At 62.7% G+C, this 26,703-nt stretch carries 28 protein-coding genes; 12 read left to right on the top strand and 16 right to left on the bottom strand.

Going from position 1 to position 26,703, the window contains the following annotated elements; all coding sequences use genetic code 11:
- Positions 1–35 precede the first annotated feature (35 nt).
- The 9 genes from fliJ to fliR all read left to right on the top strand — a co-directional run bounded on the left by fliJ (position 36) and on the right by fliR (position 6,585).
- Positions 36–476, top strand: a complete 441-nt coding sequence (fliJ, locus tag AACH55_RS10080; RefSeq protein WP_338719285.1) for a flagellar export protein FliJ — start codon at positions 36–38, stop codon at positions 474–476.
- A gap of 101 nt (positions 477–577) precedes the next feature.
- On the top strand, positions 578–1,921 hold the full coding sequence (locus AACH55_RS10075; protein ID WP_338719283.1) for a flagellar hook-length control protein FliK: 1,344 nt from the start codon (positions 578–580) through the stop codon (positions 1,919–1,921).
- Between the two features lie 124 nt (positions 1,922–2,045).
- Positions 2,046–2,561 (top strand): flagellar basal body-associated protein FliL, encoded by a 516-nt coding sequence (gene fliL, locus AACH55_RS10070; protein ID WP_338719281.1) that lies wholly within the window; start codon positions 2,046–2,048, stop codon positions 2,559–2,561.
- 29 nt (positions 2,562–2,590) lie between these two features.
- On the top strand, positions 2,591–3,595 hold the full coding sequence (gene fliM / locus AACH55_RS10065; protein ID WP_338719279.1) for a flagellar motor switch protein FliM: 1,005 nt from the start codon (positions 2,591–2,593) through the stop codon (positions 3,593–3,595).
- Between the two features lie 2 nt (positions 3,596–3,597).
- Positions 3,598–4,053, top strand: a complete 456-nt coding sequence (fliN, locus tag AACH55_RS10060) for a flagellar motor switch protein FliN (RefSeq protein ID WP_338719277.1) — start codon at positions 3,598–3,600, stop codon at positions 4,051–4,053.
- A 19-nt stretch (positions 4,054–4,072) separates the two neighbouring features.
- Entirely contained in the window at positions 4,073–4,666 is a 594-nt protein-coding gene (fliO, locus tag AACH55_RS10055; protein ID WP_338719275.1) for a flagellar biosynthetic protein FliO, read from the top strand.
- A gap of 46 nt (positions 4,667–4,712) precedes the next feature.
- Complete coding sequence (gene fliP / locus AACH55_RS10050) at positions 4,713–5,447, top strand: flagellar type III secretion system pore protein FliP (protein WP_338720250.1); 735 nt, start codon at positions 4,713–4,715, stop codon at positions 5,445–5,447.
- A gap of 19 nt (positions 5,448–5,466) precedes the next feature.
- A complete protein-coding gene (gene fliQ, locus AACH55_RS10045) occupies positions 5,467–5,736 on the top strand; it encodes a flagellar biosynthesis protein FliQ (RefSeq protein ID WP_338719274.1) in 270 nt (89 codons plus the stop codon).
- Positions 5,737–5,781: 45 nt separating this feature from the next.
- Positions 5,782–6,585: a flagellar biosynthetic protein FliR gene (gene fliR / locus AACH55_RS10040; protein ID WP_338719272.1), complete on the top strand. Its 804-nt coding sequence runs from the start codon at positions 5,782–5,784 to the stop codon at positions 6,583–6,585.
- Between the two features lie 107 nt (positions 6,586–6,692).
- Here the strand turns inward: fliR and flgL are convergent, their stop codons facing one another.
- The 11 genes from flgL to flgB all read right to left on the bottom strand — a co-directional run bounded on the left by flgL (position 6,693) and on the right by flgB (position 17,835).
- A complete protein-coding gene (flgL, locus tag AACH55_RS10035; protein WP_338719270.1) occupies positions 6,693–7,826 on the bottom strand; it encodes a flagellar hook-associated protein FlgL in 1,134 nt (377 codons plus the stop codon).
- Positions 7,827–7,846: 20 nt separating this feature from the next.
- A complete protein-coding gene (flgK, locus tag AACH55_RS10030; RefSeq protein WP_338719268.1) occupies positions 7,847–10,177 on the bottom strand; it encodes a flagellar hook-associated protein FlgK in 2,331 nt (776 codons plus the stop codon).
- Positions 10,178–10,319: 142 nt separating this feature from the next.
- A complete protein-coding gene (gene flgJ, locus AACH55_RS10025; protein ID WP_338719266.1) occupies positions 10,320–11,291 on the bottom strand; it encodes a flagellar assembly peptidoglycan hydrolase FlgJ in 972 nt (323 codons plus the stop codon).
- A gap of 44 nt (positions 11,292–11,335) precedes the next feature.
- On the bottom strand, positions 11,336–12,466 hold the full coding sequence (locus AACH55_RS10020) for a flagellar basal body P-ring protein FlgI (RefSeq protein ID WP_338720248.1): 1,131 nt from the start codon (positions 12,464–12,466) through the stop codon (positions 11,336–11,338).
- Between the two features lie 38 nt (positions 12,467–12,504).
- Positions 12,505–13,164, bottom strand: coding sequence for a flagellar basal body L-ring protein FlgH (locus tag AACH55_RS10015; protein ID WP_338719264.1), 660 nt, complete (start codon positions 13,162–13,164; stop codon positions 12,505–12,507).
- 65 nt (positions 13,165–13,229) lie between these two features.
- The gene (flgG, locus tag AACH55_RS10010) at positions 13,230–14,012 is read right to left on the bottom strand and encodes a flagellar basal-body rod protein FlgG (RefSeq protein WP_338719262.1); all 783 of its coding nucleotides are present in this window, start codon (positions 14,010–14,012) and stop codon (positions 13,230–13,232) included.
- A 65-nt stretch (positions 14,013–14,077) separates the two neighbouring features.
- Complete coding sequence (flgF, locus tag AACH55_RS10005) at positions 14,078–14,815, bottom strand: flagellar basal-body rod protein FlgF (RefSeq protein WP_338719260.1); 738 nt, start codon at positions 14,813–14,815, stop codon at positions 14,078–14,080.
- A 111-nt stretch (positions 14,816–14,926) separates the two neighbouring features.
- On the bottom strand, positions 14,927–16,213 hold the full coding sequence (gene flgE / locus AACH55_RS10000; RefSeq protein WP_338719258.1) for a flagellar hook protein FlgE: 1,287 nt from the start codon (positions 16,211–16,213) through the stop codon (positions 14,927–14,929).
- 39 nt (positions 16,214–16,252) lie between these two features.
- A complete protein-coding gene (locus tag AACH55_RS09995) occupies positions 16,253–16,981 on the bottom strand; it encodes a flagellar hook assembly protein FlgD (protein ID WP_338719256.1) in 729 nt (242 codons plus the stop codon).
- 14 nt (positions 16,982–16,995) lie between these two features.
- Complete coding sequence (gene flgC / locus AACH55_RS09990) at positions 16,996–17,400, bottom strand: flagellar basal body rod protein FlgC (protein WP_338719255.1); 405 nt, start codon at positions 17,398–17,400, stop codon at positions 16,996–16,998.
- Between the two features lie 6 nt (positions 17,401–17,406).
- Entirely contained in the window at positions 17,407–17,835 is a 429-nt protein-coding gene (gene flgB, locus AACH55_RS09985) for a flagellar basal body rod protein FlgB (RefSeq protein ID WP_338719254.1), read from the bottom strand.
- A gap of 228 nt (positions 17,836–18,063) precedes the next feature.
- Between flgB and flgA the strand changes: the two genes are divergently transcribed.
- The 3 genes from flgA to AACH55_RS09970 all read left to right on the top strand — a co-directional run bounded on the left by flgA (position 18,064) and on the right by AACH55_RS09970 (position 19,845).
- A complete protein-coding gene (flgA, locus tag AACH55_RS09980; protein ID WP_338719253.1) occupies positions 18,064–18,801 on the top strand; it encodes a flagellar basal body P-ring formation chaperone FlgA in 738 nt (245 codons plus the stop codon).
- A 242-nt stretch (positions 18,802–19,043) separates the two neighbouring features.
- Positions 19,044–19,358 (top strand): flagellar biosynthesis anti-sigma factor FlgM, encoded by a 315-nt coding sequence (flgM, locus tag AACH55_RS09975; protein WP_338719252.1) that lies wholly within the window; start codon positions 19,044–19,046, stop codon positions 19,356–19,358.
- Positions 19,359–19,386: 28 nt separating this feature from the next.
- Positions 19,387–19,845: a flagellar protein FlgN gene (locus AACH55_RS09970; RefSeq protein WP_338719251.1), complete on the top strand. Its 459-nt coding sequence runs from the start codon at positions 19,387–19,389 to the stop codon at positions 19,843–19,845.
- 97 nt (positions 19,846–19,942) lie between these two features.
- Here AACH55_RS09970 and AACH55_RS09965 read toward each other — a convergent pair whose 3' ends face one another.
- From AACH55_RS09965 to flhA, 5 genes are all read right to left on the bottom strand, one after another.
- Complete coding sequence (locus tag AACH55_RS09965) at positions 19,943–21,409, bottom strand: IS1182 family transposase (RefSeq protein ID WP_338714814.1); 1,467 nt, start codon at positions 21,407–21,409, stop codon at positions 19,943–19,945.
- Between the two features lie 118 nt (positions 21,410–21,527).
- On the bottom strand, positions 21,528–22,265 hold the full coding sequence (locus AACH55_RS09960) for an RNA polymerase sigma factor FliA (protein WP_338719250.1): 738 nt from the start codon (positions 22,263–22,265) through the stop codon (positions 21,528–21,530).
- A gap of 5 nt (positions 22,266–22,270) precedes the next feature.
- The gene (locus tag AACH55_RS09955; RefSeq protein ID WP_338720246.1) at positions 22,271–23,074 is read right to left on the bottom strand and encodes an antiactivator of flagellar biosynthesis FleN protein; all 804 of its coding nucleotides are present in this window, start codon (positions 23,072–23,074) and stop codon (positions 22,271–22,273) included.
- A gap of 34 nt (positions 23,075–23,108) precedes the next feature.
- The gene (flhF, locus tag AACH55_RS09950; RefSeq protein WP_338719249.1) at positions 23,109–24,596 is read right to left on the bottom strand and encodes a flagellar biosynthesis protein FlhF; all 1,488 of its coding nucleotides are present in this window, start codon (positions 24,594–24,596) and stop codon (positions 23,109–23,111) included.
- A complete protein-coding gene (gene flhA, locus AACH55_RS09945) occupies positions 24,593–26,701 on the bottom strand; it encodes a flagellar biosynthesis protein FlhA (RefSeq protein WP_338719248.1) in 2,109 nt (702 codons plus the stop codon). The genes flhF and flhA overlap by 4 nt, the downstream gene beginning before the upstream one ends.
- Positions 26,702–26,703 lie beyond the last annotated feature (2 nt).

Below are 26,703 nucleotides of genomic sequence, written 5' to 3'. Positions count from 1 at the left end.
GAGCGCGCATCCTCAAAAATATAATCAGAGCGATCATGGCTACTCCCTCCGCACTTGATACGCTGATTGAATTGGCGACCAAAGAGACCGACGAAGCGACCAAACGCCTCGGACGGGCTATTCGCGTGAGTGAAGAAGCACAGCAGAAGCTGGGCATCCTGCAGCAATACCGCGACGATTACGCCGCGCGCTTCCAGGACACGCTCACCAACGGCTTGACCGCCCTGGCCTATCGCAACTTCCAGTTGTTCCTGGAAAAGATCGATACCGCCATCGATGGCCAGGTCGATGTGGTGCGCAACAGCCAGCAGCGTGTGGCCGAAGCGCGTGCAGCATGGCAGGCCTGCGAGCGCAAGCGCATGTCCTACGACACCCTGGCCACGCGCGCACGCGATCAGGAGATGCGCAAGGAAAACAAACGCGACCAGAAGTCCATGGACGAGCATGCCGCCCGCATCAGCTTCTACAAGCGCTGACCGCGCATTGCGGCCAGCCAGGCAATACCGATACCGCGCAAGCAGAGAACCGCAAAGAGCACCCTAGAGCAGCACATCGCATTTACCGACAGGCCACCATCATGAACACTTCCCTGCCGCTACTGAACGTGATTACCGGCTCCCAGGCCGCCACCGGCGCGCGCTCGGGCAATACCGCCGACAGCTTCTCGGCCGATGTACCGTTCAACCAGTTGCTCAACAGCCAGGTCAGCACGCGCGCGCAAGACAGCCAGGCGCAGGCGCGCCAGGCCCAGCAGAACACCGACAACCAGGCCGCCGATGCCCAGGCCGCAGCCAGACAGGCCGCCGCCAACCAGTCGGCAAGCAACCAGTCCGCCCAGAACACGGCCAGCACCAGCAGCAAGAGCGACGGCAGCGACAAGAGCGCCCAGGTCGGCGACGACGATGAGGATCAGGACAGCAGCGATACCGCCACCCAGGCCTCGGCCGAATTGCTGGCGCTGGTGGCCAACATTGCCCAGAACGCTGTCAAGCCCGTCGACGGCAAGGCCAAGGGCGACAGCAGCGAGGCCGACCTGCTGGCCCTGGCCAAGCGCGGCAGCGGCAAGCTGTCCCTGGCCGACCAGCAGCAGGCCCTGGCCGGTAACGGCAAGGATGGCAAGATCGATCCGGCCGCCCTGCAGGACGCCCTGGCCACCGCGCGCGGCAAGCAAGACGCGGCCGCCAATGCCCTGGCCCACAAGACCGGCGAAGAAGCCAATCCGGAACCCCGCATCAGCAGCGCCAGAGACGACAAGCCGGCCATCGACCTGTCCGCCGCCATCAAGGCCGAACCGAAGGAAGATGCCACCGCCCTGGCCACCCGTGCCCACCTGAGCAAGACCGCGCCCGAGATCAGCGCGCCTGCGGTCAAGCAGGAGGCCGCGCAAGCCACCCCGAGTCCGGTGGTACTGCCGGTCATGCAGCAAAGCGCAGCCCTGAACTCGCCGCAAGCCGTGTTTGCCCCGGCCTACACCGACAAGATCCAGTCCAACGTCGGCAGCGCCGGCTGGAACCAGGCGCTGGGCACCAAGATTACCTGGATGGCCACGGCCGGCATGCAAAGCGCCTCGCTGAGCCTGAATCCGCCCGACCTCGGTCCGATGCAGGTGGTGCTGAACGTGCACAACCAGCAGGCCGACGCCACCTTCATCACCGCTCAGCCCGAAGTGAAGCAGGCGCTGGAAGCGGCCATGCCCAAGCTGCGCGAAATGATGGACCAGGCTGGCATCCAGCTCGGCCAGGCCAATGTCCAGACCGGCATGCCCAACCAGCAGCAAGGCGCCGGCAACGGCCAGCAGCAGGCCCGCAGCGGCGGCTCCGGCAGCTTTGGCAAGGAGCCCGAAGGCGATGCCACCCTCAGCGGCACGATCACCGCGACGGCCAGCTCCGGCGGCCTCGGCCTGGTCGATACCTTCGTGTAAGCAGCCGGCACTGAAAACTTATAAGATAAGCAATTTTCGTCCGCGCAGGACTCAACAATGTGATTTTCCTGCCGATAAGCAGATATCCCTGCAACCCGCGCTGACGACCTGAAAGGAATAGTAGATGGCAACAAAAGGAAAAGCCCCTGCCAAGGGAGCTGAAGCAGAGGCTGCACCGGCCAAGTCGAGCAAGAAGATGCTGTTCATCATCGTCGGTGCAGTGCTGGTGCTGGTCATCGGCGGTGCGGCAGCCTTCATGATGATGGGTGGCAAGGGCAAGAAGGGTGAGGATCATGGCGACGAGAAGGCCGAAGCCAAGGCCCCCACCTTCGTGGTGATCGAACCCTTCGTGGTAAACCTTCAGCAGGAAAACGGTGACCAGTACCTGCAAGTGGCGATGACCCTGCAAGTGCCGGACGGCCAGACCGCCGAAGCCCTGAAGCTGTACATGCCCCAGGTGCGCAGCCGCCTGCTGATGGTGCTCTCCAGTAAGAAGGCGTCCGAACTGCTCACCAGCGAAGGCAAGCGCAGGCTCACCGACGAGATCATCGACCAACTGGGCGAGCCGTTCTCGGGCAAGGGCAAGGGACCGCAGATCACCGACGTGTTCTACACCTCGTTCGTGATCCAACAGCAGTAACACCGCATCGAAGTCAGAGATCGTCGACCATGGCCGAGCATTTTCTATCACAGGAAGAAGTCGATGCCCTTTTGAAGGGCGTGACGGGAGATGAAGACGAAGAAAAAATCGTCGAAGAAGCTCCTGGTACGGTACGTACCTACAACCTGGCCACGCAGGAACGCATCGTGCGTGGGCGCATGCCCACGCTGGAAATCATCAACGAGCGTTTCGCGCGCCTGTTCCGCATCGGCTTGTTCAACTTCATTCACCGTACCGCCGAGATTTCGGTCGGTCCGGTGAAGGTGTCCAAGTACAGCGAATTCATCCGCAACCTGGTGGTGCCGACCAACCTCAACCTGGTCCATATCAAGCCCTTCCGTGGCATCGGGCTGGTGGTGTTCGACCCGCAGTTCGTGTTCATGCTGGTGGACAACATGTTCGGCGGCGATGGCCGCTTCCACACCCGCATCGAAGGCCGCGAATTCACGCCCACCGAGCAGCGCATCATCATGCGCGTGCTGGAGATCACCTTCGAGACCTACGCCAAGTCGTGGGAACCGATCTATCCGATCGAATTCGAATTCATCCGCTCGGAAATGAATACCCAGTTCGCCAACATCGCCACGCCCAACGAAGTGGTGGTGTCGACCACCTTCACCGTTGAGCTGGGGCCGGTATCGGGCGAAATCCACGTCTGCACGCCCTACTCGATGATCGAGCCGGTGCGTGACCGCCTCACCAGCAGCATGCAGGGCGAGGCGCTGGAAGTGGACAAGCGCTGGATCCGCCTGATGAAACAGCAGATCCAGACCGCCGAGGTCGAACTGATCGTCAATTTCGGCACTGCCCGCGTCAACTTCACCGACCTGCTGCACATGCAGGTGGGCGACGTCATTCCGCTGCAGACCAATGCAACCGTCGAAGCACAGGTTGACGGCGTGCCGGTGATGGAATGCAGCTACGGCCAGTCCAATGGCCAATACGCCCTGCGCGTTGAAAAACTGCTGTCCATCACCCATCAAGAAACACCGGAAAGCTTTCAAGGAGATTAGTAATGGCTGATGAGAACGTAGCAGGCGCAGGCGCGGCGGAGGACGATCCGTGGGGCGCGGCCATGGCCGAGCAAAGCGAAGCCGAACAGTCGCAGAAAAAAGGCGAGATGGAAGACGAGAAAGGCATCACGGCTGCCCCCGCGATGGCCACCGTCTTCAAGGACCTGAGCGCGGCCGATATCAAGACCAACACCCCCAACGACATCGACTTCATCCTCGACATCCCGGTGCAGCTGACCGTGGAACTGGGACGCACCAAGATCGCCATCAAGAACCTGCTGCAACTGGCCCAGGGTTCGGTGGTGGAGCTGGACGGCATGGCCGGTGAACCGATGGACGTGCTGGTCAACGGCTGCCTGATCGCCCAGGGCGAAGTGGTGGTGGTCAACGACAAGTTCGGTATCCGCCTGACCGACATCATCACGCCCGCCGAACGCATTCGCAAGCTCAACCGCTGAGCGGAACGGTCTTAGTTTGATGACACGTTTTTACGCAGTATCGCTGTTGCAGGGCTTGCGCCGGATCCGCCCGGCGCTGACATCGGCCCTGCTCCTGCTGGGTGGCAGCCTGATCGCGACGGCCCAGGCCTGGGCCGACAACGCGCCGGCAGGCAGCAGTACTGCCGCCGCATCGCCGGTAGCATCAACGCCCCCTGCGGCCGCACCGGCAGCGGCCGGCACTTCCCTTCCCTCGTCCACCGGCAGCGCCTTCACCATGCTCTTCGGGCTGGTGGCGGTATTGGCCGTGATGGCCGCAGTCGCATGGCTGGTCAAGCGCTTCGGCCTGGCCAGCAGCATGGGCGGCAATGGCGTGGCCAAGGTGGTCGGCGGCGTCTCGGTGGGCACACGCGAACGGGTCATCGTGGTCGAAGTGGGTGAGCAGTGGATCGTGGTCGGTGTGGCGCCAGGCCGGGTCAATGCCCTGGCCACCCTGCCGCGCCAGGAAGGGGCGGCTGCCCAGCCGGCCGCCGCCGCGCCGGCCTTTGCCACCTGGCTCAAGCACACCATGGATAAACGAAATGGCGGCACCGGCAACGGCGACCGTCCGGGTAATGATGGCAGCACACGCTAAGCCGCAAGGCACACTTTCTTTCCTGCTCCACCGTACGGCAGCCCTGCTGCGCAGCCGCTACTGGTGGCTGGCGCTGCTGTGCCTGCCGCTGGCGGCCTCGGCCCAGCAAGGCCTGCCCGCGCTGAACAGCATGCCCGCACCGGGCGGCGGCACGAATTATTCGCTGCCGATCCAGACCATGCTGTTCCTCACTTCGCTGTCGTTCATTCCGGCGGCGTTGCTGATGATGACCTGTTTCACCCGCATCGTGATCGTGCTTTCCCTGCTGCGACAGGCGCTGGGCACGCAATCGACGCCGCCTACCCAGGTGCTGGTAGGGCTGTCGCTGTTCCTGACCTTCTTCGTCATGAGCCCGGTGTTCGACCGCATCTACACCGAGGCCTACCAGCCCTTCTCGGAAAACAAGATCCAGATGATGGAGGCCCTCGACAAGGGTGCCGCACCGCTCAAGGAATTCATGCTCAAGCAGACCCGCCAGTCGGACCTGGCGCTGTATGTGAAGCTTTCTCGCGGCCCGGCACTGCAAGGCCCGGAGGACGTGCCCCTGCGCCTGCTGGTGCCGGCCTTCGTCACCAGCGAACTGAAGACTTCTTTCCAGATCGGCTTTGCCATCTTCATCCCCTTCCTCATCATCGACATGGTGGTGGCCAGTATCCTGATGTCGATGGGCATGATGATGATGTCGCCGGCCATCGTCTCGCTCCCCTTCAAGCTGATGCTGTTCGTGCTGGTGGATGGATGGCAGCTGCTGATTGGCTCGCTGGCCCAGAGTTTCTACTAGCCCCCGGCAAGGAATACCTATGACTCCCGAAAGCGTCATGACCATGGGCCGCCAGGCCATGGAAGTCACCCTCCTGATCGCCGCCCCGATGCTGATCACGGCCCTGCTCATCGGGCTGGTGGTGAGCATCTTCCAGGCCGCGACCCAGATCAACGAACAGACCCTGGCCTTCATTCCCAAGCTGGTGGGCGTGTTCCTGGCACTCATCATTGCCGGGCCGTGGATGCTGACCATCATCCTGGACTACATGCATACCATGTTCAGCGGCATCCCCGCGATGGTCCAGTAAGATTTTCACGCCGGGCCTCGGCCCTGCCGGCCCGGTTCCTGCGCCATGCTCACCTTCACCAGCCAGCAACTCTATGCCTGGGTCGCCATGTTCATCTGGCCGACCACGCGCATCCTCGGGTTGCTGTCCATCGCCCCGCCCTTCGGCAGCGCCAGCGTGCCCATGCTGGTGAAGGTGCTGCTGGGCATTGCCATCGGCGTGGTGCTGGCACCGGACGTGCCGATCCCGCCGGCGATCGATCCGATGTCGATGACGGGCCTGCTGATCCTGCTGCAGCAGTTGCTCATCGGCTTGTCCATGGGCTTTGCCATGCGGGTGGTCTTCGCCGCCGTGGAAACCGCAGGTGAACTGACCAGCTCCACCATGGGCCTGTCCTTTGCCGCTTTCTTCGATCCCCAGACCCAGGGCCGCACAGCCGTCATCAGCCAGATCTTCTCGCTGCTGGCCACCATGGTGTTCCTCAGCCTGAACGGCCACCTGCTGCTGCTGCAGGCGATGGCAGAAAGCTTTCACACCTTGCCCATTACGGGCGTGCCCATCACCACCGAGGGCTTCCACCAGCTGGCGCTGTGGGGGGCCAAGGTGTTCAGCATGGGCGTGCAGCTCTCGCTGCCGCTCTTGATTGCCCTGCTCATCACCAACTTCGCCCTGGGCATCCTGACCCGTGCTGCGCCCCAGCTCAATCTCTTCGGCATCGGCTTTTCCATTACGATGCTGGCGGGTTTCATCCTCATCGCCTTCACCCTGCCCTACATGCTCACGCCCTTGCAGCGCTTCCTGGCCGATGGCATCGAGATGGTCCGCCTGCTGGGCAGCGTACCGCCGGTCAATGCGCTGCCCAGGCCGTAAGCGTTGAAACGCCGGACAAAACAAAAAGGCGAACCCGAAAGTTCGCCTTTTTGCATTTTCGTTCACCTCAGTCGGCCTGCAAGGCCGCCACAGTGAAGCGAAATTCGTTATTTGAGGTAATTCAGCAAAGTCAGGCCACTGGTGGTGACAAACACCTTCTGCGCCGCCGAGAGATAGGTCTGCTTGAGCGTGAGCTCGCTGATCAGCTCGGTGGTATCGGAGGGGTTGCGGCCCAGGAGGTTGTTGAGGGTCTGGGTGTAGTTTTCCTTGTTGACCTCGCCGGCGGCGTCCAGGTTGTCCAGTTCGTTCTGGCGTGCGCCGATGGAAGCCTTCACCGTGGAAACGCTGCTGGAGATGGAGTCGATCTGGGTATTGAACTGTGCCAGATTGCGGGCCAGCGCGGCCTGGCTGCCCGCCACCGGCGTACGTGCCGCCTGGGCCGCATCGGCCTGCAGCTTCAGGGCTGCGGTGGCGGTGAAGGTGGCCTGGTAGGTCGGATCGTCAGGCTTGAGGGCATCCAGCTGGGCCTGCGACGCCTTGTAGGCGGCAATCGGCGTCTGGCCGCTGCCGGCCGGATAGACGTAGGCCAGGGCCGCAGCGTCATCGGCCTTGTTGGCCGCCTCGGTCACCGGCACCGACAAGACGTTGATCATGTTGGTCATGGTCTTGAAGATGTCCTGGCCGTTGCCCTGGAACACGGTCTGGCCCGATGCGCTGATGTCCATCTGGCGGGTCGAGTCGACCTGCAGCGTCATGGCCCCCTGGTCGCCGTTGTAGACCACGCCGCCGGTCCCGTCCAGGGTGAACGGCTGGGTGGTGCTCTTGAACCCGGCGAAGATGTAGTTGCCCTGCCCGTCCTGGGCATTGGCGTAGCCCAGTACTTCGTTGAGGTTGCCCTTGATCTCGGCAGCCATGTTGATGCGCTCGGCATTCGAATATGAGGCATTGCCAGCGGTGATGACGTTGGACTTGAGCTTGGTCAGCATGTTGGTCAGGCTGTCCAGCGTGCCCTGCACCATCGACAGGGCGCTGTTGGCGTTCTGGCGATTGGTCTTGTACTGGTCGTTCAGGGCCGAGGTCTGGGTCATGTCCAGGGCGCGGGCGGCGGCCACCGGATCGTCCGAGGGCAGCAACACCTTCTGCTGGGCCGAGACCTGCTGCGTCAGCTTCAGGATATCGCTTTGCATTCCGGTCAGGTCATTGTTGCTCGACTGGTAGAGCATCTGGGTGCTGATACGCATGGTCGTCTTCCTTTAACTGATTAGTTGCCCAGGGTGAGCAGGACATTGATCATGTCGCTGGCGGCCTGGATGATCTTGGCCGCAGCCTGGTACTGCTGCTGGTTCTTGATCATCTGCGCCAGTTCCTCGTCCTGGTTCACGCCGGACTCGGACTGCTGCTGGGTCTGGATCGCCGTCAGGCGCGATTTCTCGGCCGTATTGGTGACGTTGATCTCGTTGGTCTTGTTGCCGATGGTGGCCACCAGCTGCGAGTACGCCCCCTGCAGGCTGGTGCCATTGATGGTGTTGGACGTCTGCAGGCCGGCCATGGCCAGCGCGTTGCGGTTGTCCGAGGTGGCGTTGGTATTGGCCGAAATGGTGAACTGGTCGCCATTGGCGGGCTGGCCCGAGATCTGGAACTTGACGCCGCTGATCTCGTAGGTATCGCCGGCCTTGTAGGGGATGTTGGTATCCCCCGCATTGATCGTCGTGGTGGTCCCGTCCAGATGGGTGATGGTGCCCGCCCCTGGCGCTGCCGGCGACATGACGAACACCGGAGGCGTGGCCGTGCTGTTGTAGCTCAGCGTGGTGGGCTTGGCCAGCGGCGTGGTCGTGGTCAGGTAGGCCGCCGTCACCGAACCGGTACTGATGGTCGCCGTTCCCTTGTTGGCTGCCACCGGGGCAAAGTTGAACTTGTCACCGGCCGACGGTGTACCCGTGAGCGTGTAGGTCACACCGCCGCTGGTGATGGTCATGCCGGGCGTGTAATTGAATGTCGCCCCGCCCGTGGCCGTGCCGGTGCTGCCGTTCGGGTTGGAATAGGAGACGTCCGGCGCTGGCGTCACGCCGGTCCAGGTCGCGGCCAGCTTGAGCTGGTTCGGCGTCACCGAGGTATCGAGCGTGGTGTTGAACGACACCGACGAACCCTGCGTGAACGTGGTCGGATCCAGCGAGGTATTGGAAATGATGGCGTTGCCGGTATTGGTGGCACCGGTGCTGGCGTTGACGTTGTTGGTCGCGTTGATCGAGGTGGAGATCGGCGCGGCCGTGGCCAGCAGTTGGGTATTGCTCAGCAGCAGCGAGAACTGGGCGGCACCGTTGGCCGTCGGCTGTATCTTGTAGATGTTGCCGCTGTTCATTGTCGGCGCACCGGCCGGGCTCCCGCCGTTGGAGTAGGTCACGCCATCGAGCGTGACCGGGAAGTCGGTCGCCACCTTGACTGTCTTGGTGTTGTCCGACAGGCGCGTGAAGGTGTAGTTGGTGCCGTCGAAGCTGAGCGTGTAATCGCTGGTGCTCAGCGCGGCAGGGTTGCTGATGGTGGCCGTCAGGTTGGTCGTGCCGGTATTGGTCGGGTAGCCGATCAGGTTGGGCGAACTGACGTTGAACATGTTGGTGCCGGCATTGCCATTCTGGTCCAGGCCCAGTTTCTGCTGCTGGTTGAAAGCTGTACCCATCGCAATGGCGATACGGCCCAGGGCATTCTGGGTCGGATCCAGCGTTTCGGTGCGGTACTTCAACAGACCACCCAGGCTGCCGCCGTCATAGAAGAAGCTGTCAGGAATGGTCACCGTGGTGCCGCCGGGCATCACCTGGCCGATCTGCAGACGCGAGACGTCGGTAGGCGAATTGGTCACCGCCAGTTGGGTCACCTGGTCCCCGGTCACCAGCGACTGGCCGGTGCCGATGAAGACGCTGACCGCGCCGGTATCCTGCGGCACGGTGGTGATCTTGACGTACTTGTTCAGTTCGGCCACCAGCTGGTCGCGCTGGTCCAGCAAATCGTTGGGTGGCTGGCCGCCACCGGTGCCCACGGCGCTGACGATCGCCTGGTTCAGCTTGGCGATCTGCTGCGCATAGGAATTGATGGTGGTCACCGTCGAGGTGATCTGGCTGTTGACGCTGGCGCTGCTCTGAGCCAGCTGGTCATTGATGCTGGACACGCGCGCCACCAGCGTAGAGGCTTGCGAGAGCACCGACTGGCGCGAGGCCTGGGTATTCGGATTGGAGGCCAGGTTCTGGACCGCCGCAAAGAAATCCTGCAGCGCTGGCGACAGACCCGCCTTGGTGTCGGCCACCATGTTGTTGATCTGCGAGATCTGCGAATAGTACGAATCGAGCGAACTGGCCGAGGTTTGCGAGGCCAGCGACTGCTTGGTCAGGAAGTCGTTGTAGATACGCTTGATCTCGGTAACCTGCGTGCCCTGCCCGACGAAGCCGTAGCCGTAGTTGATGCCACCGGCCGAGCTCTGCACGACTTCCTGGCGGTTGTAGCCGGGAGTGGTAGCGTTGGAGATGTTGTGGCTGGTGGTGGCCTGCGCCGCCATGGCCGCCTGCAACGCACTTTGCCCGATACTGAAGATGTTAGTTGCCATGCTAGGTTGTCGTCCCTGAAAGCTTTTAGCGGAATAACCAAGTCAACGGCAAAATTGACCAAAACTTTAGACGCCCGTGTCCAAATTCGTTTCCAGCCGGCACTGATGAGCTTGCGACGGGCTCGCCTCCACCGCAGCCGGATCAGGCCGACAGCGACTGGCGGATGATGCGCGAGAGCTTCTCCGCATAGTGCGGGTCGGTGGCGTAGCCGGCGCGCTGCAGCCCGTAGGCAAAACCGTGGGCATCCTGGGCGCTGGCCAGTACCTTCTCGTAGCGCGGATTGCTGCGCAGCAAGTTGGCGTAATCCTTGAAGGCGTCCGCATAGGAATCATAGGCGCGGAATTTCTCCACGCGCTTCTGCGGCTTGCCGTTGATGTATTCGATGGTGGTGGCCTCGACCACCTTGCCGGTCCAGTTACCGGTGGCCTTGATGCCGAACAGGTTGTGCGAGGAGCGGCCGTCGCGGGTGATGATTTCCTTCTTGCCCCAACCGGTTTCCAGCGCCGCCTGCGCCAGCATGAACTTGGCCGGGATGCCGGTCATCTTGCTGGCCATTTCGGCATCGGCCTGCAAGCGGTTCTGGAAGGCTTCCACATGCGCCGGCTTGTTGGAATTGCGGCGCTGCCTGTTGCTGCCGTCCTGGTCCGTACCATCGGCCGCCTGCTGGCTGGCAAAGCTCTGGATGAACTTGGCGCGGTCGGCGTCGCTCATGTCCTTGACCAGCGGGATGGCCATGGGCAGCGCATCGTCGCCGGGCGTGGAGTTGCCCTCCAGATCCTGGGCATCCGGCAGCTTCTTGGGCAGCGAGGCCGACAGCTGGCGCGTGAGCACGTCGGCCAGGCCGACGCCGCGCTGGGCCAGGCTCTGGCTCAGCTGCTGGTCCAGCATGGAGGTAAACATCTTGGTCTGCTCGTTGTCGAAGGGCCCGTTCTGGGGGGTCGCATCGCGCATGCTCTTCATGACCATGTTCAGGAACAAGGCCTCGAACTGCTTGGCCGCTCCCTTGATGGCCTCCGGCGAGTTCTGCTTGGCAGCCTCGCGCAGGCTGCTCAGCCCATTCGCATCGACGGCAAGACTCTCGGTCGGATTGGATGGGTTGATCTTGTTGAGCATGGGTTACCTTGGATGAGCGTTGTTTGTCGGAGCGGCCCGGACCGTCAGATCACTTCAAGTTCGGCGCGCAAGGAACCTGCCGCCTTCATGGCTTGCAGGATCGCCAGCAAGTCCTGGGGCGTGGCACCGATGGCATTGAGCGCCTTGACCACATCGGACAGCGACGCGCCACCCTTCAACAGCATGACCTTGCCCGGCTCCTTGTTGATCGACACCTGGGCATTCTGCACGCCCGCCGTCTGGCCGCCGGCCAGGGCATTGGGCTGGCTGACCGCGTTGTCGGCCTGGATCACCACCGACAGGTTGCCGTGCGAGACCGCGCAGGTATCGAGCATCACGCTCTGGTTCATCACCACCGAGCCGGTGCGCGCATTGAGGATGACCTTGGCGGCCAGCTTGCCGGGAGTCACGTCCACATTTTCCAGCGCGCCCAGGAAGGACACCCGGTCGCCACTGGAGATCGGAGCACGCACGCGGATCACGCGACCGTCCTGTGCCACCGCGGTATCGTTGCCGAAGCGCTTGTTGAGGGCATCGACCACCCGGCTGGCGGTAGAGAAATCGTTGTCGTTCAGTTCCAGCACCACCATGTCGCCACCGCCCAGCACGCTGGGCACCGCGCGTTCCACGGTGGCGCCACCGGAGATGCGGCCGGCCGATAGCTGGTTGATGACGGTGCTGCTGCCGGCGGCCGAACCACCGGCGCCACCGACCACGATGTTGCCCTGGGCGATGGCGTAGATCTGGCCGTCAGCGCCCTTCAGGGGCGCCATCAGGAGCGTGCCGCCACGGATGCTCTTGGCGTTGCCGATGGAGGAGACGGTCACGTCGATCAGCTGGCCCGGCTGCGCGAAGGCCGGCAACGTGGCGGTGACCATGGCGGCAGCCACGTTCTTCAACTGCATGTTGCTGCTGGAACTGCTGGGAATATTCACCCCCAGTTGCTGCAGCATGCTCACCACGCTCTGCACGGTAAAAGGCGTCTGGGTGGTCTGGTCACCGCTGCCGTCCAGGCCCACGACCAGTCCGTAACCAACCAGCTGGTTCTGCCGCACGCCCTGGATGGTGGCCAGGTCCTTGAGGCGCTCGGCGTGCGCCGGCGCGGCCGCTGCCAGGCACAGCGTGGCCAGGACGGTGGCCCGCACGAACTGGCGGCCCTTGCTGAAGAGGTCCATGGCGAAGAATCCTTTCCGGGTCATTGCACTACTCCACATCAGAAAGGAGAAACGCTAAAGAAGAATCGGCCCAGTGAAGACATGAAGTCAGCCATGTCCACCCGGGTATTGGTACGGTATTCGACCTTGGCGTCGGCCACCAGGGTCGAGGAAACGGTATTGCCGGTCTGGATGTTGTCGGGGCTGACGGTACCGGAGAAACGCACGTACTCGACGCCCTTGTCCAGCGCCACCTGCTTTTCACCCGAGACCACCAGATTGCCGTTGGGCAGCACCTCGATCACGGTCACGCCGATGGTGCCGGTGAAGGTGTTGCTGGAAGTGGTGGCGCCCTTGTCATCGAACTTGGCCGAGGAACTGCCGGTGGCCGACAATTCCTTGATCGAGGTACCAAAAATGGTCGGTGCCGGCGAAGCCACGGCACCGGTCTTGCTGGCCGAACTGGCGGCCGACTTGGCGGCACTGGTCTTTTCGTTGATGACGATGGTAATGGTGTCACCCACCAGGCGTGCGCGGCGGTCTTCCAGCAAGGGGCGGTACACCGCCGACTGGAAGATCGCGCCGGAAGTCGGTGGCGCATAGGAGGCCGGCTGCGGACGCGCCGTCTTGGGACCGGTCACGATACTGTCGGGCACGGTGGTGCAAGCGTTCAAACTCAACACGCCCGCGATGGCGGCCAATTTCAGTATGTTCATCATCTCTGCCTCGTCCTTGCTCTGCTACCGACTACCTTGTTCAAATCCACTGCACCACTACCACGGCATTACAGCTGCGACAGCTTGGCCAGCATCTGATCGGACGTGGTGATGGCCTTGCTGTTGATTTCATAGGCGCGTTGGGTCTGGATCATGTTGACCAGTTCTTCCACCACGTTGACGTTGGAGGTTTCCACGTAACCCTGCCACAGCGCACCGGCACCGTTGGTACCCGGGGTATTGGGGTTGGGCGTACCGGAGGCGGCGGTTTCCACGTACAGGTTCTCGCCACGGCTTTCCAGGCCGGCCGGGTTGATGAAGGTGGCGACCTGGATGGTACCGATCTGGGTGGTGGCGGTCGAGCCGGCCTGCATGATCGAGACGGTACCGTCGCGGCCCACGGTCAGCTTGGTGGTGTTGAGCGGTACGGTGATCGGCGGCTGCAGGGTGTAGCCGCTGGAAGTCACCAGCTGCCCCTGGTTGTCGGTCTGGAAGGAACCGTCACGGGTATAGGCGGTGGTGCCGTCGGGCAGCAGGATCTGGAAGAAACCATTGCCCTGGATCGCCAGATCCTTGTCATTGTTGGTCTGGTTGACGTTGCCCTGGGTGAAGATGCGTTCGGTCGCCACCGGACGCACGCCGGTACCGATCTGCAGACCCGAGGGCAATTGCGTCTGCTGCGAGGACTGGGCGCCGGGCTGGCGCACGGTCTGGTACAACAGGTCTTCGAACACGGCGCGCGAACGCTTGAAACCGTTGGTGCTGACGTTGGCCAGGTTGTTGGAGATCACGTCCAGTTGCGTCTGTTGCGCGTCCAGGCCGGTCTTGGAAATCCACAGGGAACGAATCATTTGTTTCTCCGGTAATCAGCGCTTGCGCTGCGGGTGCATCGGTGAGGTCAAGTGCGTGGGCAGCATCAGGACAGCGACAGGATCGAGGTCGCCTTGGTCGCATCGCTTTCGGCGGTCTGGATCGCTTTCATGTTCATTTCGAACTGGCGCGACAGATTGATCATGTTGACCATCGCCTCCACCACGTTCACGTTGCTGCCTTCCAGCGCACCGCTGGCCAGGCGCACGTTGGCGTCGGGCTGGGCCGCGCCGGTGATGGTGCGAAACAGGCCGTCATCGCCGCGCTTGAGGTTCTTTTCGTCCGGATTGACCAGCTTGATGCGACCCAGCACGTTGACCGCATTGGGGATACCGTTGGTCGGGATCGAAGACACCGTTCCATCGGCGGCAATGGCCACCGTGGTATCGGGCGCAATGGTGATCGGACCGCCATCACCCAGCACGGTCTGGCCGTTCTGGGTCTGCAGGATGCCATTGGCGTTGATCTTCAGGCTGCCGTTACGGGTGTAGGCTTCGCCGCCGTCGGCGGTCTGCACCGCGATCCAGCCACGGCCCTGCACCGCCACATCCAGCGCCCGGCCGGTATCCTGGATCGGCCCCTGGGAAAAATCGCTGCCGGCGGTAGAGTCCACCACGAAGGCGCGCGTGGCCAGGCCTTCACCCACCACCGGTGCCGAACGGAAGGTATTCAATTGGGCGCGAAAACCCGTGGTCGTGGCATTGGCCAGGTTGTTGCTGGCGCTGGCTTGTTGCTCAAGCGTGTGCTTGGCGCCCGACATCGCTGTATAGACCAGACGATCCATAAAACCCCTTAGTGGCGGCACCCGTCCCCGGCACCACCGATTGAAACCGGCCACCGGCGACGCCGGCAGCCTTGATGCAGGCGCGCCGCAAGGCGCGCCGGGTAGCTCTTATCAGCGCAGGCTGACCAGGGTCTGCAGCACGGTGTCCTGCACCTTGATGGTCTGCGAGTTGGCCTGGTAGACGCGCTGGGCCACGATCATGTTGACCAGCTCGGCGGTCAGGTCGACGTTGGAGTCTTCCACTGCACGCGCCTGCAGGGTACCGAAGGTGCCGGTGGTCGGCTTGCCGACCAGGGGGCTGCCGGCAGCAGACGAGGCCGAATACAGGTTGTTGCCCAGCGGCTGCAGGCCGTTCGGGTTGGCGAAGTTCACCAGTACCACGTTGCCCAGGTTCTTGGTTTGCTGGTTGCTGTAGGAGCCGACGATGGTGCCGTCCTTGTCGATCGAGAAGCTCGACAGCGTGCCCGGCGGCATGCCGTTCTGGCTCTGTGCCAGGTTGACGAAGGCCGAGCCGGTCTGGGTTGAGCCGGTGTAGCTCAGGCTGATGGCACTGGCAAAATTGCCGCCGCCAGCAGCCACGTTGGAGTTCGCCCCGGTCGCGGTCAAATCGATGCTCATCGTGCCGCCGCTGATCAGGGCGCCGGTAGAGTCAAATTTGAGCGTACCCAGGGACAAGGGGGTAGTACCACCGCTAGTGGTCACCAGCGTGTTGTTACCGACCTTGGCATACACATCCCAACTCGTCGTCGGCGGGGTCACGGTAGTGTCCGGATCGTGCTTGACGTAATAAGTCTGCACGCTGTACGGATTACCCAGGCTGTCATAGATGGTGACGCCGGTCGAGTTGTTGTAGGTAGTCGGATCGGCTGCATTGAAGGGCGTGGTGGTCGGCTTGCTCAGGCGCGAATCCAGGTTGACCTTGGTGCTGATGGAAGTCGTCGGGGTCGCGGCAATGGCCGACGTATCGATCTGCAGCGGCACCGGATCGCCGCCCGAGGTACCGGCAGCCCAACCCATCAGGTAGGCGCCATTCATGCTGGGGTTCACGATGTAGCCATTTTTATCCAGCTGGAACTGGCCGTTACGTCCGTACATCGGCGACAGGTTGGTCGGCGAGGAAGCCATCTGGAAGAAACCGTCACCATTGATGGCGATATCCAGCGGGTTGTTGGACGAGCTGATATTGCCCTGGGTGAACTGTTGCGACACATCGGCCACGGCCACGCCGATACCGACGGGCGAGTTGCCCGAGCGGTTCATCGAATTGGCGTACATGTCGGCAAATTGCGTCTGCGACTGCTTGAAACCGACCGTACTGGCGTTGGCCACGTTATTACCGATGACGTCCAGGCTCTTGGCTGCGCCGTTCAGACCACTCAGACCTTGCTGAAAACTCATGAGATATCCCCTTGTTCCGAAACTTGTCGGTAATGACGATTAAAGAATTTGCACAACGTCGGTCGGCTTGATGGTGCCGACGTTGGTGACATTGAGCTTGACGCCATCCGACGCAGTAGAGACGCTGGAGACGGTGCCGAAGGACAGTGCCGTACTGGTGACGGCGGTGCCGTTGTTGGAAGCATTGACGGTGAAGGTGTAATTGCCATCGGCCACCTTGCCGCCTGCATCATTGGAACCATCCCAGATCACCGGCACGACACCGGCAGCCTGGGTGCCAAGATCGGTGGTATGCACCACGGCGCCGCTGGAATCCTTGATGGTCACCACCACCGAGGAAGCCGTACCGGACAGGTTCACACCGAACACGGCCTTCTGGCTGGTGACGGTGTTACCGCTGGCGTCCTTGCTGGTATCGGTGGTCAGCTGGATGCTGTTGCCCGGCGCCAGAACGCTGTGACCGATCATGTCGGCCGTCGACAGCGCTTGCGAGGAGCTCAGATTGCCCATCAGCGTGGACAGCGTGCTGTTGAGCTGGGCGATGCCGGAGACGGTCGACAGCTGCGCCATCTGCGTGGTCATCTGCGAATTGTCCATCGGGTTGCTGGGATCCTGGTTCTTCATCTGCGCGATCAACAGCGTCAGGAAGCGGTTCTGGATCGCATCCGGGCTGTTGTTGTCGAGGCTGGAAGTGCTGGTGGAACTGGTGGACGAGCTGCTGCTCGTGCCATTCATTGAGTTGAGCAGGTCACTGGAGACGATTGCCATGGTTCAGGTCCTGGTTATTGGCCGATGGTAAGGGTCTTGACGAGCATGGCCTTGGCCGTGTTCATCGTTTCCACATTGGTCTGGTAAGAACGGGAAGCCGAGATCATGTTGACCATTTCCTCGACCGGATTGACGTTGGGCATGGCCACGTAGCCATTGCCGTCGGCCATGGGATGCTTGGGGTCATAGACCAGCTTGGGCGGGGCCTGGTCCTCGACCACGGCCGCGACCTTGACGCCGCTGTCCTTGATGCCGCCCACCGGCACCGCTTCGAAGACCACCTGCTTCGCCTTGTAGGGCGTGCCGTCCGGGCTGGTGGCACTGTCGGCGTTGGCGATATTGCTGGCGGTGGCATTGAGTCGCTGCGACTGGGCGCTCATGGCCGAGCCGGCGACGTTGAAGATGTTGGAAAGGGACATGGTTTATCAACCCGGTTGGATGGCGTTGAGCATGGCCTTGATCTGGCCGTTCACAGCGGTGACGCCGGCTTCATAGCGGATGCCGTTGTCGACGAATTCATTGCGTTCCACATCGAGGTCGACGGTGTTGCCGTCCACGCTGCCCTGGGCCGGCGTGCGGTATTGCAGGGCCGTACCGCCGATGCTGCCCGGACCATTGTCGGGCGCGGTCCCGGCCACGTGGGTGGCGGCGGTACGCTCCAGCTGCAGCGGCGGCATGGTGTTAGACTTGTTCTCCAGCGCGTTCTGGAGCGCATCGGCAAAGTTGACGTCACGCGCCTTGTAGTTGGGCGTATCCGCGTTGGCGATGTTGGACGCCAGCACCTGCTGACGCTGGGCCCGCAGGTTCAGCGCCAGTTCGTTGAAACGGAAGTAGTCGTCGAGCTTAGAGACCATCAGGTCCTCCGGAAATACAGCGCCCCACCGCCACTGCCGGGCTGTTGCCTGGCTGCTTGCGGACTGCACCGATGATGGAATTACGTAGGCTTGATCATACGTTCGTACCCCGGACTCTAAGGGGCGATAAAGAGAGAAAAGCCTCCCCTGTTTGCGCTTTTGACCTCGCGCGCGCGAAGTAACATGGCTGCCAAGATTCGCCTACGCCCCTCGGGCAAGTTGCACAAAATGAAACACCCTCTCCGCGCCCTGCGCCACACCTTCGCCGCCCTCGCCTTGCTGGTGGCTGGCCTGGGCGCTGTTGTGCCTGCCCACGCCCAGAACACCCCCAACACGCCGGCCAAACAGGATTTGCAAGCCCTGCAACAAGTGGCGGAGCAATTCCTCAAAGGCCAGACGGCCAGCCTGCCCGGTAGCGTCACGGTGACCATCGATCCGGTCGATCCGCGCCTGACCCTGGCCGCCTGCTTAGAGCCGCAAGCCTTCACGCCCAATGGCGGACGCCTGTTCGGCCGCACCACGGTGGGCGTGAAGTGCGTGGCCCCCTCGCCGTGGACCATCTATCTGCGTGCCAACGTGCAGGTGATCTCGGACTACCTGGTCGCGGCCGTCCCGCTGGCCCAGGGCCAGACCATCAGCGCCAGCGACATCACCCGTATCCGCGGCGACATGTCGGCCCTGCCCAGCGGCGTGATCACCGAGGAATCCCAGGTCATCGGACGGGTGGCCAGCATGTCCCTGCGCGCCGGCATGCCGCTGCGCATGGACGCCGTGCGCAACCAGCGCGTGGTGCAGCAAGGCCAGGCGGTGCGGGTGATCTCGACCGGTCCGGGCTTCCAGATTTCGACCGAGGCGCGCGCCATGACCAATGCCGACGAAGGCCAGATGGCCCAGGCCCGCACGGCGAACGGACAAGTGGTCAGCGGTATCGCCAAGGCGGGCGGGATTCTGGAGATCAACTACTGAGCCATTGCCGAGCACCGCGACCGGCTTACCCCGGACAGGGCGCCCACACTATTTATATGAAGCAATATTTTCAACAGGCAAGCGGGAGGCGGAACGCAGCGGCTTGCCTGGCGGCAGAAGTGAAGAAAATTGCCTGAATTTCCGCATTTTGCGGTGGCGGATGTTAAAGTTTGTCCAGAACTGGTCGATAATCCATACGACAGGCGGGTGCGCAGCGCCCCCACCCTACAAGGAATACTGCCGTGAACGTTAACGACGCACTCAAATCCACGACCCTCAACACCGAGCAGACGCAGGCTCGCACCAATACTCCTGCCGGGACCGCTGCAGGCAATGGGGCAGGTGCCGCGCCCGCCGCTTCGGACAGCGTGCGCCTGTCCAGCACCTATCAGGCGCTGGACGTCAACGGCAGCAACAGCAGCTCCAGCTTTGACGCTCAGAAAGTGGCCGACATCAAGGCGGCCATCGCCAACGGCACCTTCCAGATCAACCCGGACAAGATCGCCAATGGCGTGATCAATACCGCCCAGAACCTCATCAACGCCCGCCAGGCTTGATTGCCATCCGTCTACAGGATCGCCTCGCATGAACCCGGCCAGCAAACTCTCTCTGGAACACGCCGCCCTGTCGCGCCTGGTGGAAAAACTGAACCAGGAACAGGCGCTGCTGGCCGAAGCCACGGCCGAAGGCCTGACCGACATCATTTCCGAAAAAGCCGCCATCGTCGCCGAGATGTCCACCCTGGCCGGCAACCGCCATGCCCTGCTGGGCAGCCTGGGCTACAGCGCCGATGAGAGCGGCATGCAGGCGTGGATGAATGAACAGGCCAGCGAAGCCGATCGCGAGATCTGGGCCAGCCTGTTCGAACTGGCGCAGGATGCCAAGGAACTGAACCGCGTCAACGGCCTGCTGATCGGCAAGAAGCTCTCCATCAACCAGAGCGCGCTGACCATCCTGCAAGGCAAGACCGGCACCGGCAATTTCTACGGGCCGGACGGCCAGAACAGCATCCGCTCCTCCGGCCGCAGGCTGGGCGTCGTGTAAGTCGCCCTGCCAGCTCGGCGGACCCAGCAAAAAGCCCGGCATTGCCGGGCTCAGGTTGATGACGAACCCCGTGTTTTCGAACACGGGGTTTTGTTTTTCAGGCGCAGGTAATTTGCAGATGGTCGATGGCGCAGAAGCCAAGCAATGCGCTCATTTTTCTCTGTAGCCACTTTTGTACGCTGGCATAGGCGTTCAAGCCCGGTAAAAGCGCGCGCAAGCGCGCCACCAGCAGGGCAATCTTCTTCATGTTCTGGGCCGCCGCCGCCAACAAGCACTGCTCGGCGACCTTGCGCAAGCCGCGCATGCGGGCATAGCGATGTCCGTGCAATTGCTTGGCGTCGGCGAAGCTGCGTTCTACCGTTTCCTTGCGTCGGGCATAGATGCGCTTGCCCCATTCGGTACGACGCCGATCATCCACCTTCTCCTTGGAACGCTCCCACACATGGCGCGTCACCACCTTGACCGCATTGGCGCTATTGGTGCATTGCTCGCGTACCTTGCAGCCCCGGCATTGTTCAGGCTTGGATTTGTATTCCCGATACCCCTGCCGATTGGTGGTGCTGTAGTGCAAGGACTGGCCCTGCGGGCAGATGTATTCGTCACGGTAGGCATCGTACTCATACGCCCGTTTAAAGAATGTCCCCGGCTTGTGGTTGGGTGTGCGGTAGCCCATCACGCCGCTGATCTCGCGATTCTCCAGTCCCTGGCAGACGGCCGGTGTGAAATAGCCAGCATCCAGGCCAACGGCCTGTACATCAAATCCGAACGTCTGGCGCTGACGATCCAGGCGTGCCAGATAAGGTTGACTGTCATGGACTGAGGCGGGCGTGACATGGGTATCGGTAATGATGCAATGCTTGGCATCGACGGTGCGGTGATCCAGGTAGAAGAAGCCCTTGGGCTTGTCGTCGCGCACCATGTAGCCGCTCTCGGGATCGGTGCGACTAACCTTGATCTCTTTGGTGGGCGGCTCATCATCATCGTCACGTTTGAGCGGCTTCTTGCCATGCTCGGCACGGTCGATATCCACAGCCGCATCCAGTTCGGCCAGATAGGCCGAGGGTGTCTGGGCAACTTGAACGTAGTCGAACTTGTTCTTGTTGGCGTTGGCCTTGAGGTGGGTGCTGTCGCTGTAGAGCACACGGCCATCGACCATGCCGCGTCCAATGGCCTGGCGCACGATCTCGTCGAAGATGTCTTGATAGACGGTGGTATCAATGAAGCGGCGGCGCCGGTTCTGGGAGAAGGTGGAGGAGTCCGGCACCTTGTCGGTCAGACGGAATCCGGCAAACCAGCGATAGGCCACGTTGACCTGGACCTCGCGGATGAGCTGGCGCTCGCTGCGGATACCGAAGAGGTAGCCGATGAACAAGAGCTTGAAGAGTACCACCGGGTCCAGTGCCGGGCGGCCATTGTCGGCGCAATACAGATGCGCCACCTTCTCGCGGATGAACTCGAAATCCACCGCCGCGTCGATCTTGCGCAGCAGGTGGTCCTTGGGCACGAGCATCTCGATGGTCACCATCTCTAACTCGTGCTGGGCGGCTGTCGGTTTTTTGAGCATGACCGATTAAACAACAAAGCCTTGGCTCTCGCCAGGGCTTTGTCATCAATCTGAGCCCGGCATTGCCGGGCTTTTTCGTTGGCGCATCGGGTTGCGCGGTCTTGCGGCGGCAGTCCCCTCAGGCCACCCCGCTCCAGGAATGCTCGCGCAGATACGAGCGCATGCGCGAAATGGCCTGGCTGTGCAACTGGCACACGCGCGACTCGGAGACGCCCATGACCGCGCCGATTTCCTTCAGGTTCATTTCCTGCTCGTAGTACAGGGCCATCAGGATCTGCTCGCGCTCGGGCAAGGCCTTGATGGAATCCACCACGGCTTCGCGGAAACCGCCATCGATCAGGCTCTGCAAGGGATCGTCATCGCTCTCCCCGGCCTGGTAACGATCCAGGAAATGCTCATGACCGCCGTCCTCGTCGTGGAAATCCTCGTAATAGATGAGCTGATGGCCGCCGCAGTCGGTCAACAGCGCCTGGTAATCGGCCAGGCTGATCTTCATGTGCTGCGCTACCTCCGCCTCCTGGGGCTGGCGGCCCAGTTGCTGCAGCAGGGTCTGCATGGCCTCTTCGACCTTGCGGGCGTTCTGGCGGATGCTGCGCGGCAGCCAGTCGCTGCTGCGCAGCTCATCCAGCATGGCGCCGCGGATGCGCTGCACCGCATAGGTCTCGAACTGGGCGCCGTGGGTTTCCTCGTAGCGGTTCACGGCGTCGAGCAGGCCCATCATGCCGGCCTGGATCAGGTCGTCCACCTCTACGCTAGGGGGCAGCTTGGCCTTGAGCTGATGCGCCAGCTTCTTGACCAGCGGCGCATGCTGCTCCAGCACGTCGTTCTTGCCCTTCTTTCCCTTGACGTTATACATGCACGTCACACTCCCAGGCTGGCACCGTCGGTGGCCATGCCATACGTACTGCGGGCCGCATCCGAACCCGCGGCGAAGCGCTTGGACAAGCGCTGGAACGCCAGCGCCGCCCCGGCAAAGGGGAAGACGTCGCGCACCGCGCGGCCCTGGCCGGTGGCGCGGCGAATATGATCATCGGCCGGAATCGCCCCCATGAAATTCAACTGCGCAGCCAGGTAGCGGCTGGCGGCCTGGGCCATGTTGGCGTAGACGGTCCGGGCTTCGGCCTCGGTGGCATCGTTGACGATGAGACTGAAGGGACGGCGGCCGATGCGGTCGCTCAGGCTCTTCAGGAGCGCATAGGCCGATTTGATCGAGGACGCCGTGGTCGACACCTGGATCACGATCTCGCCCATCTCCATGGTCGGCACCGGCAGCGACAGGTCGCTTGCCAGCACGCCATTGACCAGGGTGATCTCGGCCTGCTCGATGAGGGTGTCGAATATCTCGGCCAGCCGTCCCGCATGGGGATCGGTCGCCGAAGGCACGCTGCGGCGGGCGATGCGCGCCATCGAAAAACCCTCCGGCAACAGCCGTTTGGCTTCGGTCAGGGGGCGTTCCATGCGGGCCACTTCCTGCAGGGTGGCCACATCGTGACGCAGGCCGATCCGGGTCAACAGACCCGTGCTGGCCACATCGCCATCCACCACCAGCACGCTGTGCTTGGCCTGCGACAGAGACGCTGCCAGATTGATGAGCATGGCACTCTTCTCTTCCTCGCCCAGCACCGAAAAGAAAGTAAAGAGCCTGGGCACCGGACGCTCCAGCATCCGGCGCAGACCTGCTGCCTGGTCGATATCGTAACTAGCCAAAGCTCACCTCACGCAGTCCGCGGTCATTCATGGACATGGCGGTGGGCCCGATGACCCCCGGTAACTCACCCTCCTGGAATTCGAAGGGGGCGGTTTCGCGCTTCTGCTTGAAGGCGCGGTCAGCCAGGTAGAGCTTGTTGGCCACGTGCAGGTCTTCGGGCACGCGCTGGCCGTTGGCCACGTAATGCAGGTTGAGCTTGTGGCGGATTACCACGTCCAGCACGTTGCCGATGGTGGCGGCTTCGTCCAGCTTGGTGATGATGCAGCCGGCCAGGCCGGAACTGGAATAGGCATGCACCACTTCGTTCAAGGTGCCGCCGGTGGCGGTGGCGTTCAGGCACAGCAGGCGCTTGATGTCTACGCCGGCACCGGCCAGCATGGCGTCCTGCTCGGCCACCATCTGGTCGCGCTGGCCCACGCCGGCCGTGTCGATCAGCACGGTGTGCTTGCCCTTCAACTCTTCCAGGGCGATGCGCAGGTCGGTCTCGTCCTTGACCGAATGCACCATCACCCCAAGGATCTTGCCGTAGATGCGCAATTGTTCATATCCGCCGATGCGGTAGCCGTCGGTGGTGATCAGGGCCAGCTTGCCGGAGCCGTGGCGCATCACGCAGCGCGCTGCCAGCTTGGCGGTGGTGGTGGTCTTGCCCACACCGGTGGGGCCGACCAGGGCGAAGACACCGCCGTTTTCCAGCAACTCGTTTTCGTTGGCCAGGGTGTTGAGGTTGCGCGCCAGGACCGACTTGACCCAGAACATGATGTCCTGCGACTTGGAATTGGCAGGCAGGTTTTCGGTAATCAGTCGCGACAGGCTGGCCGAGAAACCGGCCGCCAGCATTTCCTTCAAAACCACGCCCTTGAGCGGATCACGCTTTTGCGTGCCACCCCAGGAAATCTCGGCCAGTTGGGTTTCCAGTACGCCGCGCATGGAGCGGATCTCGCTCATGACTTCGGAGAGGATCTCGTCGTAATCCTTGCCATCGAATTCGGGCAGGGCCGAACGCGGGCGCAGCTCCTGCTCGCCAGACTCTTGCGCAGGCCGGCCGGAGGCGGCCGGGCGACCGGCAGCCTGCTCGGTGCGGCGGCTGCGCCAGACTCGGGCGTCGCCGGCTGGCGCAGCGTCGGCCGCACGCACCGGAGCACGACCATGGGCGGGCTGGTCCAGCAGCGGCACGGAGTCGGGGTGCGCAGCTTGCGCGGCGCGGGGCTGCTGCTGCGCCAGCGGCGAGGACAGCAGCGCCGGACGCCTGGACGGCTGCGGGCCCGGCGCGCCGGACTGGCCGCTCTGGGCACGCCCGTTCGGGTCGCGTGCTCCGGTGGGCGCCACCAGGGTGGTCATATCCTCATTGGCCATGGCCAGGATCTCCACCCCGTCGGGAATGTTGCGGTTGGAGAGAATGACGGCATCCGGCCCAAGCGCCTCGCGAACCTGGCGCCAGGCCTCGCGAGAAGAATTGGCGATAAATTTCTTGACGTTCATGCTTGCCCTCCAACTAGGCTGGTAACTTTAATCGTTTTCGACTCGGGTACTTCAGCGTGCGACAGCACGCGCAACTGCGGCATGGCACGGCGCAGGAAGCGCGCCAGCAAGGTCCGCAGCGGTGCGCCGACCAGCAGCACGGGCGACAGGCCCATCTGTTCCTGGCGCTGCGCCGCCATCTCGGTCTGCTGCACCAGCGAATCGGCCAGGCCCGGCTCGATGCCGCCGCTCTCGCCGCTGGCCTGCAGTGCCTGCATGAGCAGGCGTTCGAGCTTGGAATCGAGCGCCATGACGGCCAGCTCGCTCTCGCCCGGGAAAATCTGTTGCACGATGGCACGACCCAGCGCAATGCGGACAATCGCCGTCAAGTCGGTCGGATCCTGAATGCGGGCAGCATGTTCGGCCAATGTTTCGATGATAGTGCGCATATCGCGGATATGCACGCCCTCCAGCAGGAGGTTTTGCAACACCTTCTGCAGGGTACCCAGCGGCAGCATCTTGGGCACCAGGTCTTCCACCAGCTTGGGCGCTTCCTTGGCCAGGTGGTCCAGCAGGCTCTGCACTTCCTGGCGACCCAGCAGCTCGGCCGCATGGGTGGTGATGAGGTGATTGAGGTGCGTGGCCACCACGGTGCCGGCATCGACCACGGTATACCCCATGGTGGAAGCCTGTTCGCGCAGGCTGCTGTCGATCCACACGGCCGGCAGGCCGAAGGCCGGGTCCGAGGTCATCATGCCCGGCAGCGGACCGGTCACCATGCCCGGATTGATGGCCAGGTACTGGCCGGCATGGGCTTCGCCATTGCCCACTTCCACGCCCTTCAGGGTGATGCGGTAGGCCGAGGGCTTCAGTTCCAGGTTGTCGCGGATATGGATGGGCGGCGACAGGAAACCCACTTCCTGGGCAAACTTCTTGCGAATGCCCTTGATGCGCTTGAGCAGTTCGCCGCCCTGCCCCTTGTCCACCAGCGGGATGAGCCGGTAGCCCACTTCCAGGCCCAGGGTATCGACCGGCATGACGTCGTTCCAGGTGGCTTCTTCCGCCTCGGAAGGCGCTGCTGCTGCGGCGGCGGCCTGCGGGGTGGCCGCAGCCGCCGTGGCCTTGGTCTTTTCGACGCGCTTGCTGATGGCATAGGCGCCACCACCCATGGCGGCTGCCAGCAGGAGGAAGGCAATGTGCGGCATGCCGGGGATCAGGCCCATCCCGCCGATGATGACGGCGGTGATGTAGAGCACTTCCGGCTTGGCGAACAGCTGGTTGATCAGCTGGCCGCCCACGTCCTGGTCGTTGGCCACGCGCGAGACGACCACACCGGCGGCCGTCGAGATGATCAGCGAAGGAATCTGCGCCACCAGGCCGTCACCGATGGCCAGCAGGGTGTAGTTCTTGAGGGCCGCATCGAAGGCCAGGTCGTGCTGCACCATGCCCACCACCAGACCGCCGACGATGTTGACCACGGTCACGATGATGCCGGCCACGGCGTCGCCGCGCACATACTTGGAGGCACCGTCCATGGCGCCGTAGAACTCCGACTCCTGCGCCACTTCCTTGCGGCGGGCGCGGGCTTCGGGCTCACCGATGAGGCCGGCGTTGAGGTCGGCATCGATGGCCATCTGCTTGCCGGGCATGGCGTCCAGGGTGAAACGCGCACCCACTTCGGCGATACGGCCGGCACCCTTGGTCACCACCATGAAGTTGATGATGGTCAGGATCACGAACACCACGATACCGACCGTGTAGTTGCCGCCGATCAGGAAGTGGCCGAAGGCCTCGATCACCTTGCCGGCGGCATCGGGACCGGTATGACCTTCGGTCAGCACGATACGGGTAGAGGCCACGTTCAACGACAGGCGCAGCATGGTCGATACCAGCAGCACCGCCGGGAAGGCGATGAAGTCCAGCGGCTTGACCGTATAAAGGGCGGTCATCAGCACGATCACCGACAGCGAGATGTTGAAGCTGAACAGCAGATCCAGCATGAAGGCCGGCAGCGGCAGCACCATCATCGCCAGCATCATGATGATGAGGATCGGGGCCGCCATCGCCCTGCCGCTCTTGACCGGCACCCAGGCCGGGATTTTCATGGTATTGAGTTTGGTCGCCATGG

It is taken from the genome of Herbaspirillum sp. DW155, from assembly GCF_037076565.1.
Taxonomy (GTDB): Bacteria; Pseudomonadota; Gammaproteobacteria; order Burkholderiales; family Burkholderiaceae_D; genus Herbaspirillum.
This window is presented reverse-complemented; position numbering and strand designations above follow the sequence as displayed.

Excerpts from the sequence above, each read along its gene's own strand:
- fliJ (WP_338719285.1), top strand. The coding sequence starts at position 36 with ATGGCTACTCCCTCCGCACTTGATACGCTGATTGAATTGGCGACCAAA.
- AACH55_RS10075 (WP_338719283.1), top strand. The coding sequence starts at position 578 with ATGAACACTTCCCTGCCGCTACTGAACGTGATTACCGGCTCCCAGGCC.
- fliL (WP_338719281.1), top strand. The coding sequence starts at position 2,046 with ATGGCAACAAAAGGAAAAGCCCCTGCCAAGGGAGCTGAAGCAGAGGCT.
- fliM (WP_338719279.1), top strand. The coding sequence starts at position 2,591 with ATGGCCGAGCATTTTCTATCACAGGAAGAAGTCGATGCCCTTTTGAAG.
- fliN (WP_338719277.1), top strand. The coding sequence starts at position 3,598 with ATGGCTGATGAGAACGTAGCAGGCGCAGGCGCGGCGGAGGACGATCCG.
- fliO (WP_338719275.1), top strand. The coding sequence starts at position 4,073 with ATGACACGTTTTTACGCAGTATCGCTGTTGCAGGGCTTGCGCCGGATC.
- fliQ (WP_338719274.1), top strand. The coding sequence starts at position 5,467 with ATGACTCCCGAAAGCGTCATGACCATGGGCCGCCAGGCCATGGAAGTC.
- fliR (WP_338719272.1), top strand. The coding sequence starts at position 5,782 with ATGCTCACCTTCACCAGCCAGCAACTCTATGCCTGGGTCGCCATGTTC.
- flgL (WP_338719270.1), bottom strand. The coding sequence starts at position 7,826 with ATGCGTATCAGCACCCAGATGCTCTACCAGTCGAGCAACAATGACCTG.
- flgK (WP_338719268.1), bottom strand. The coding sequence starts at position 10,177 with ATGGCAACTAACATCTTCAGTATCGGGCAAAGTGCGTTGCAGGCGGCC.
- flgJ (WP_338719266.1), bottom strand. The coding sequence starts at position 11,291 with ATGCTCAACAAGATCAACCCATCCAATCCGACCGAGAGTCTTGCCGTC.
- AACH55_RS10020 (WP_338720248.1), bottom strand. The coding sequence starts at position 12,466 with ATGGACCTCTTCAGCAAGGGCCGCCAGTTCGTGCGGGCCACCGTCCTG.
- AACH55_RS10015 (WP_338719264.1), bottom strand. The coding sequence starts at position 13,164 with ATGATGAACATACTGAAATTGGCCGCCATCGCGGGCGTGTTGAGTTTG.
- flgG (WP_338719262.1), bottom strand. The coding sequence starts at position 14,012 with ATGATTCGTTCCCTGTGGATTTCCAAGACCGGCCTGGACGCGCAACAG.
- flgF (WP_338719260.1), bottom strand. The coding sequence starts at position 14,815 with ATGGATCGTCTGGTCTATACAGCGATGTCGGGCGCCAAGCACACGCTT.
- flgE (WP_338719258.1), bottom strand. The coding sequence starts at position 16,213 with ATGAGTTTTCAGCAAGGTCTGAGTGGTCTGAACGGCGCAGCCAAGAGC.
- AACH55_RS09995 (WP_338719256.1), bottom strand. The coding sequence starts at position 16,981 with ATGGCAATCGTCTCCAGTGACCTGCTCAACTCAATGAATGGCACGAGC.
- flgC (WP_338719255.1), bottom strand. The coding sequence starts at position 17,400 with ATGTCCCTTTCCAACATCTTCAACGTCGCCGGCTCGGCCATGAGCGCC.
- flgB (WP_338719254.1), bottom strand. The coding sequence starts at position 17,835 with ATGGTCTCTAAGCTCGACGACTACTTCCGTTTCAACGAACTGGCGCTG.
- flgA (WP_338719253.1), top strand. The coding sequence starts at position 18,064 with ATGAAACACCCTCTCCGCGCCCTGCGCCACACCTTCGCCGCCCTCGCC.
- AACH55_RS09970 (WP_338719251.1), top strand. The coding sequence starts at position 19,387 with ATGAACCCGGCCAGCAAACTCTCTCTGGAACACGCCGCCCTGTCGCGC.
- AACH55_RS09965 (WP_338714814.1), bottom strand. The coding sequence starts at position 21,409 with ATGCTCAAAAAACCGACAGCCGCCCAGCACGAGTTAGAGATGGTGACC.
- AACH55_RS09960 (WP_338719250.1), bottom strand. The coding sequence starts at position 22,265 with ATGTATAACGTCAAGGGAAAGAAGGGCAAGAACGACGTGCTGGAGCAG.
- AACH55_RS09955 (WP_338720246.1), bottom strand. The coding sequence starts at position 23,074 with ATGCTGGAGCGTCCGGTGCCCAGGCTCTTTACTTTCTTTTCGGTGCTG.
- flhF (WP_338719249.1), bottom strand. The coding sequence starts at position 24,596 with ATGAACGTCAAGAAATTTATCGCCAATTCTTCTCGCGAGGCCTGGCGC.
- flhA (WP_338719248.1), bottom strand. The coding sequence starts at position 26,701 with ATGGCGACCAAACTCAATACCATGAAAATCCCGGCCTGGGTGCCGGTC.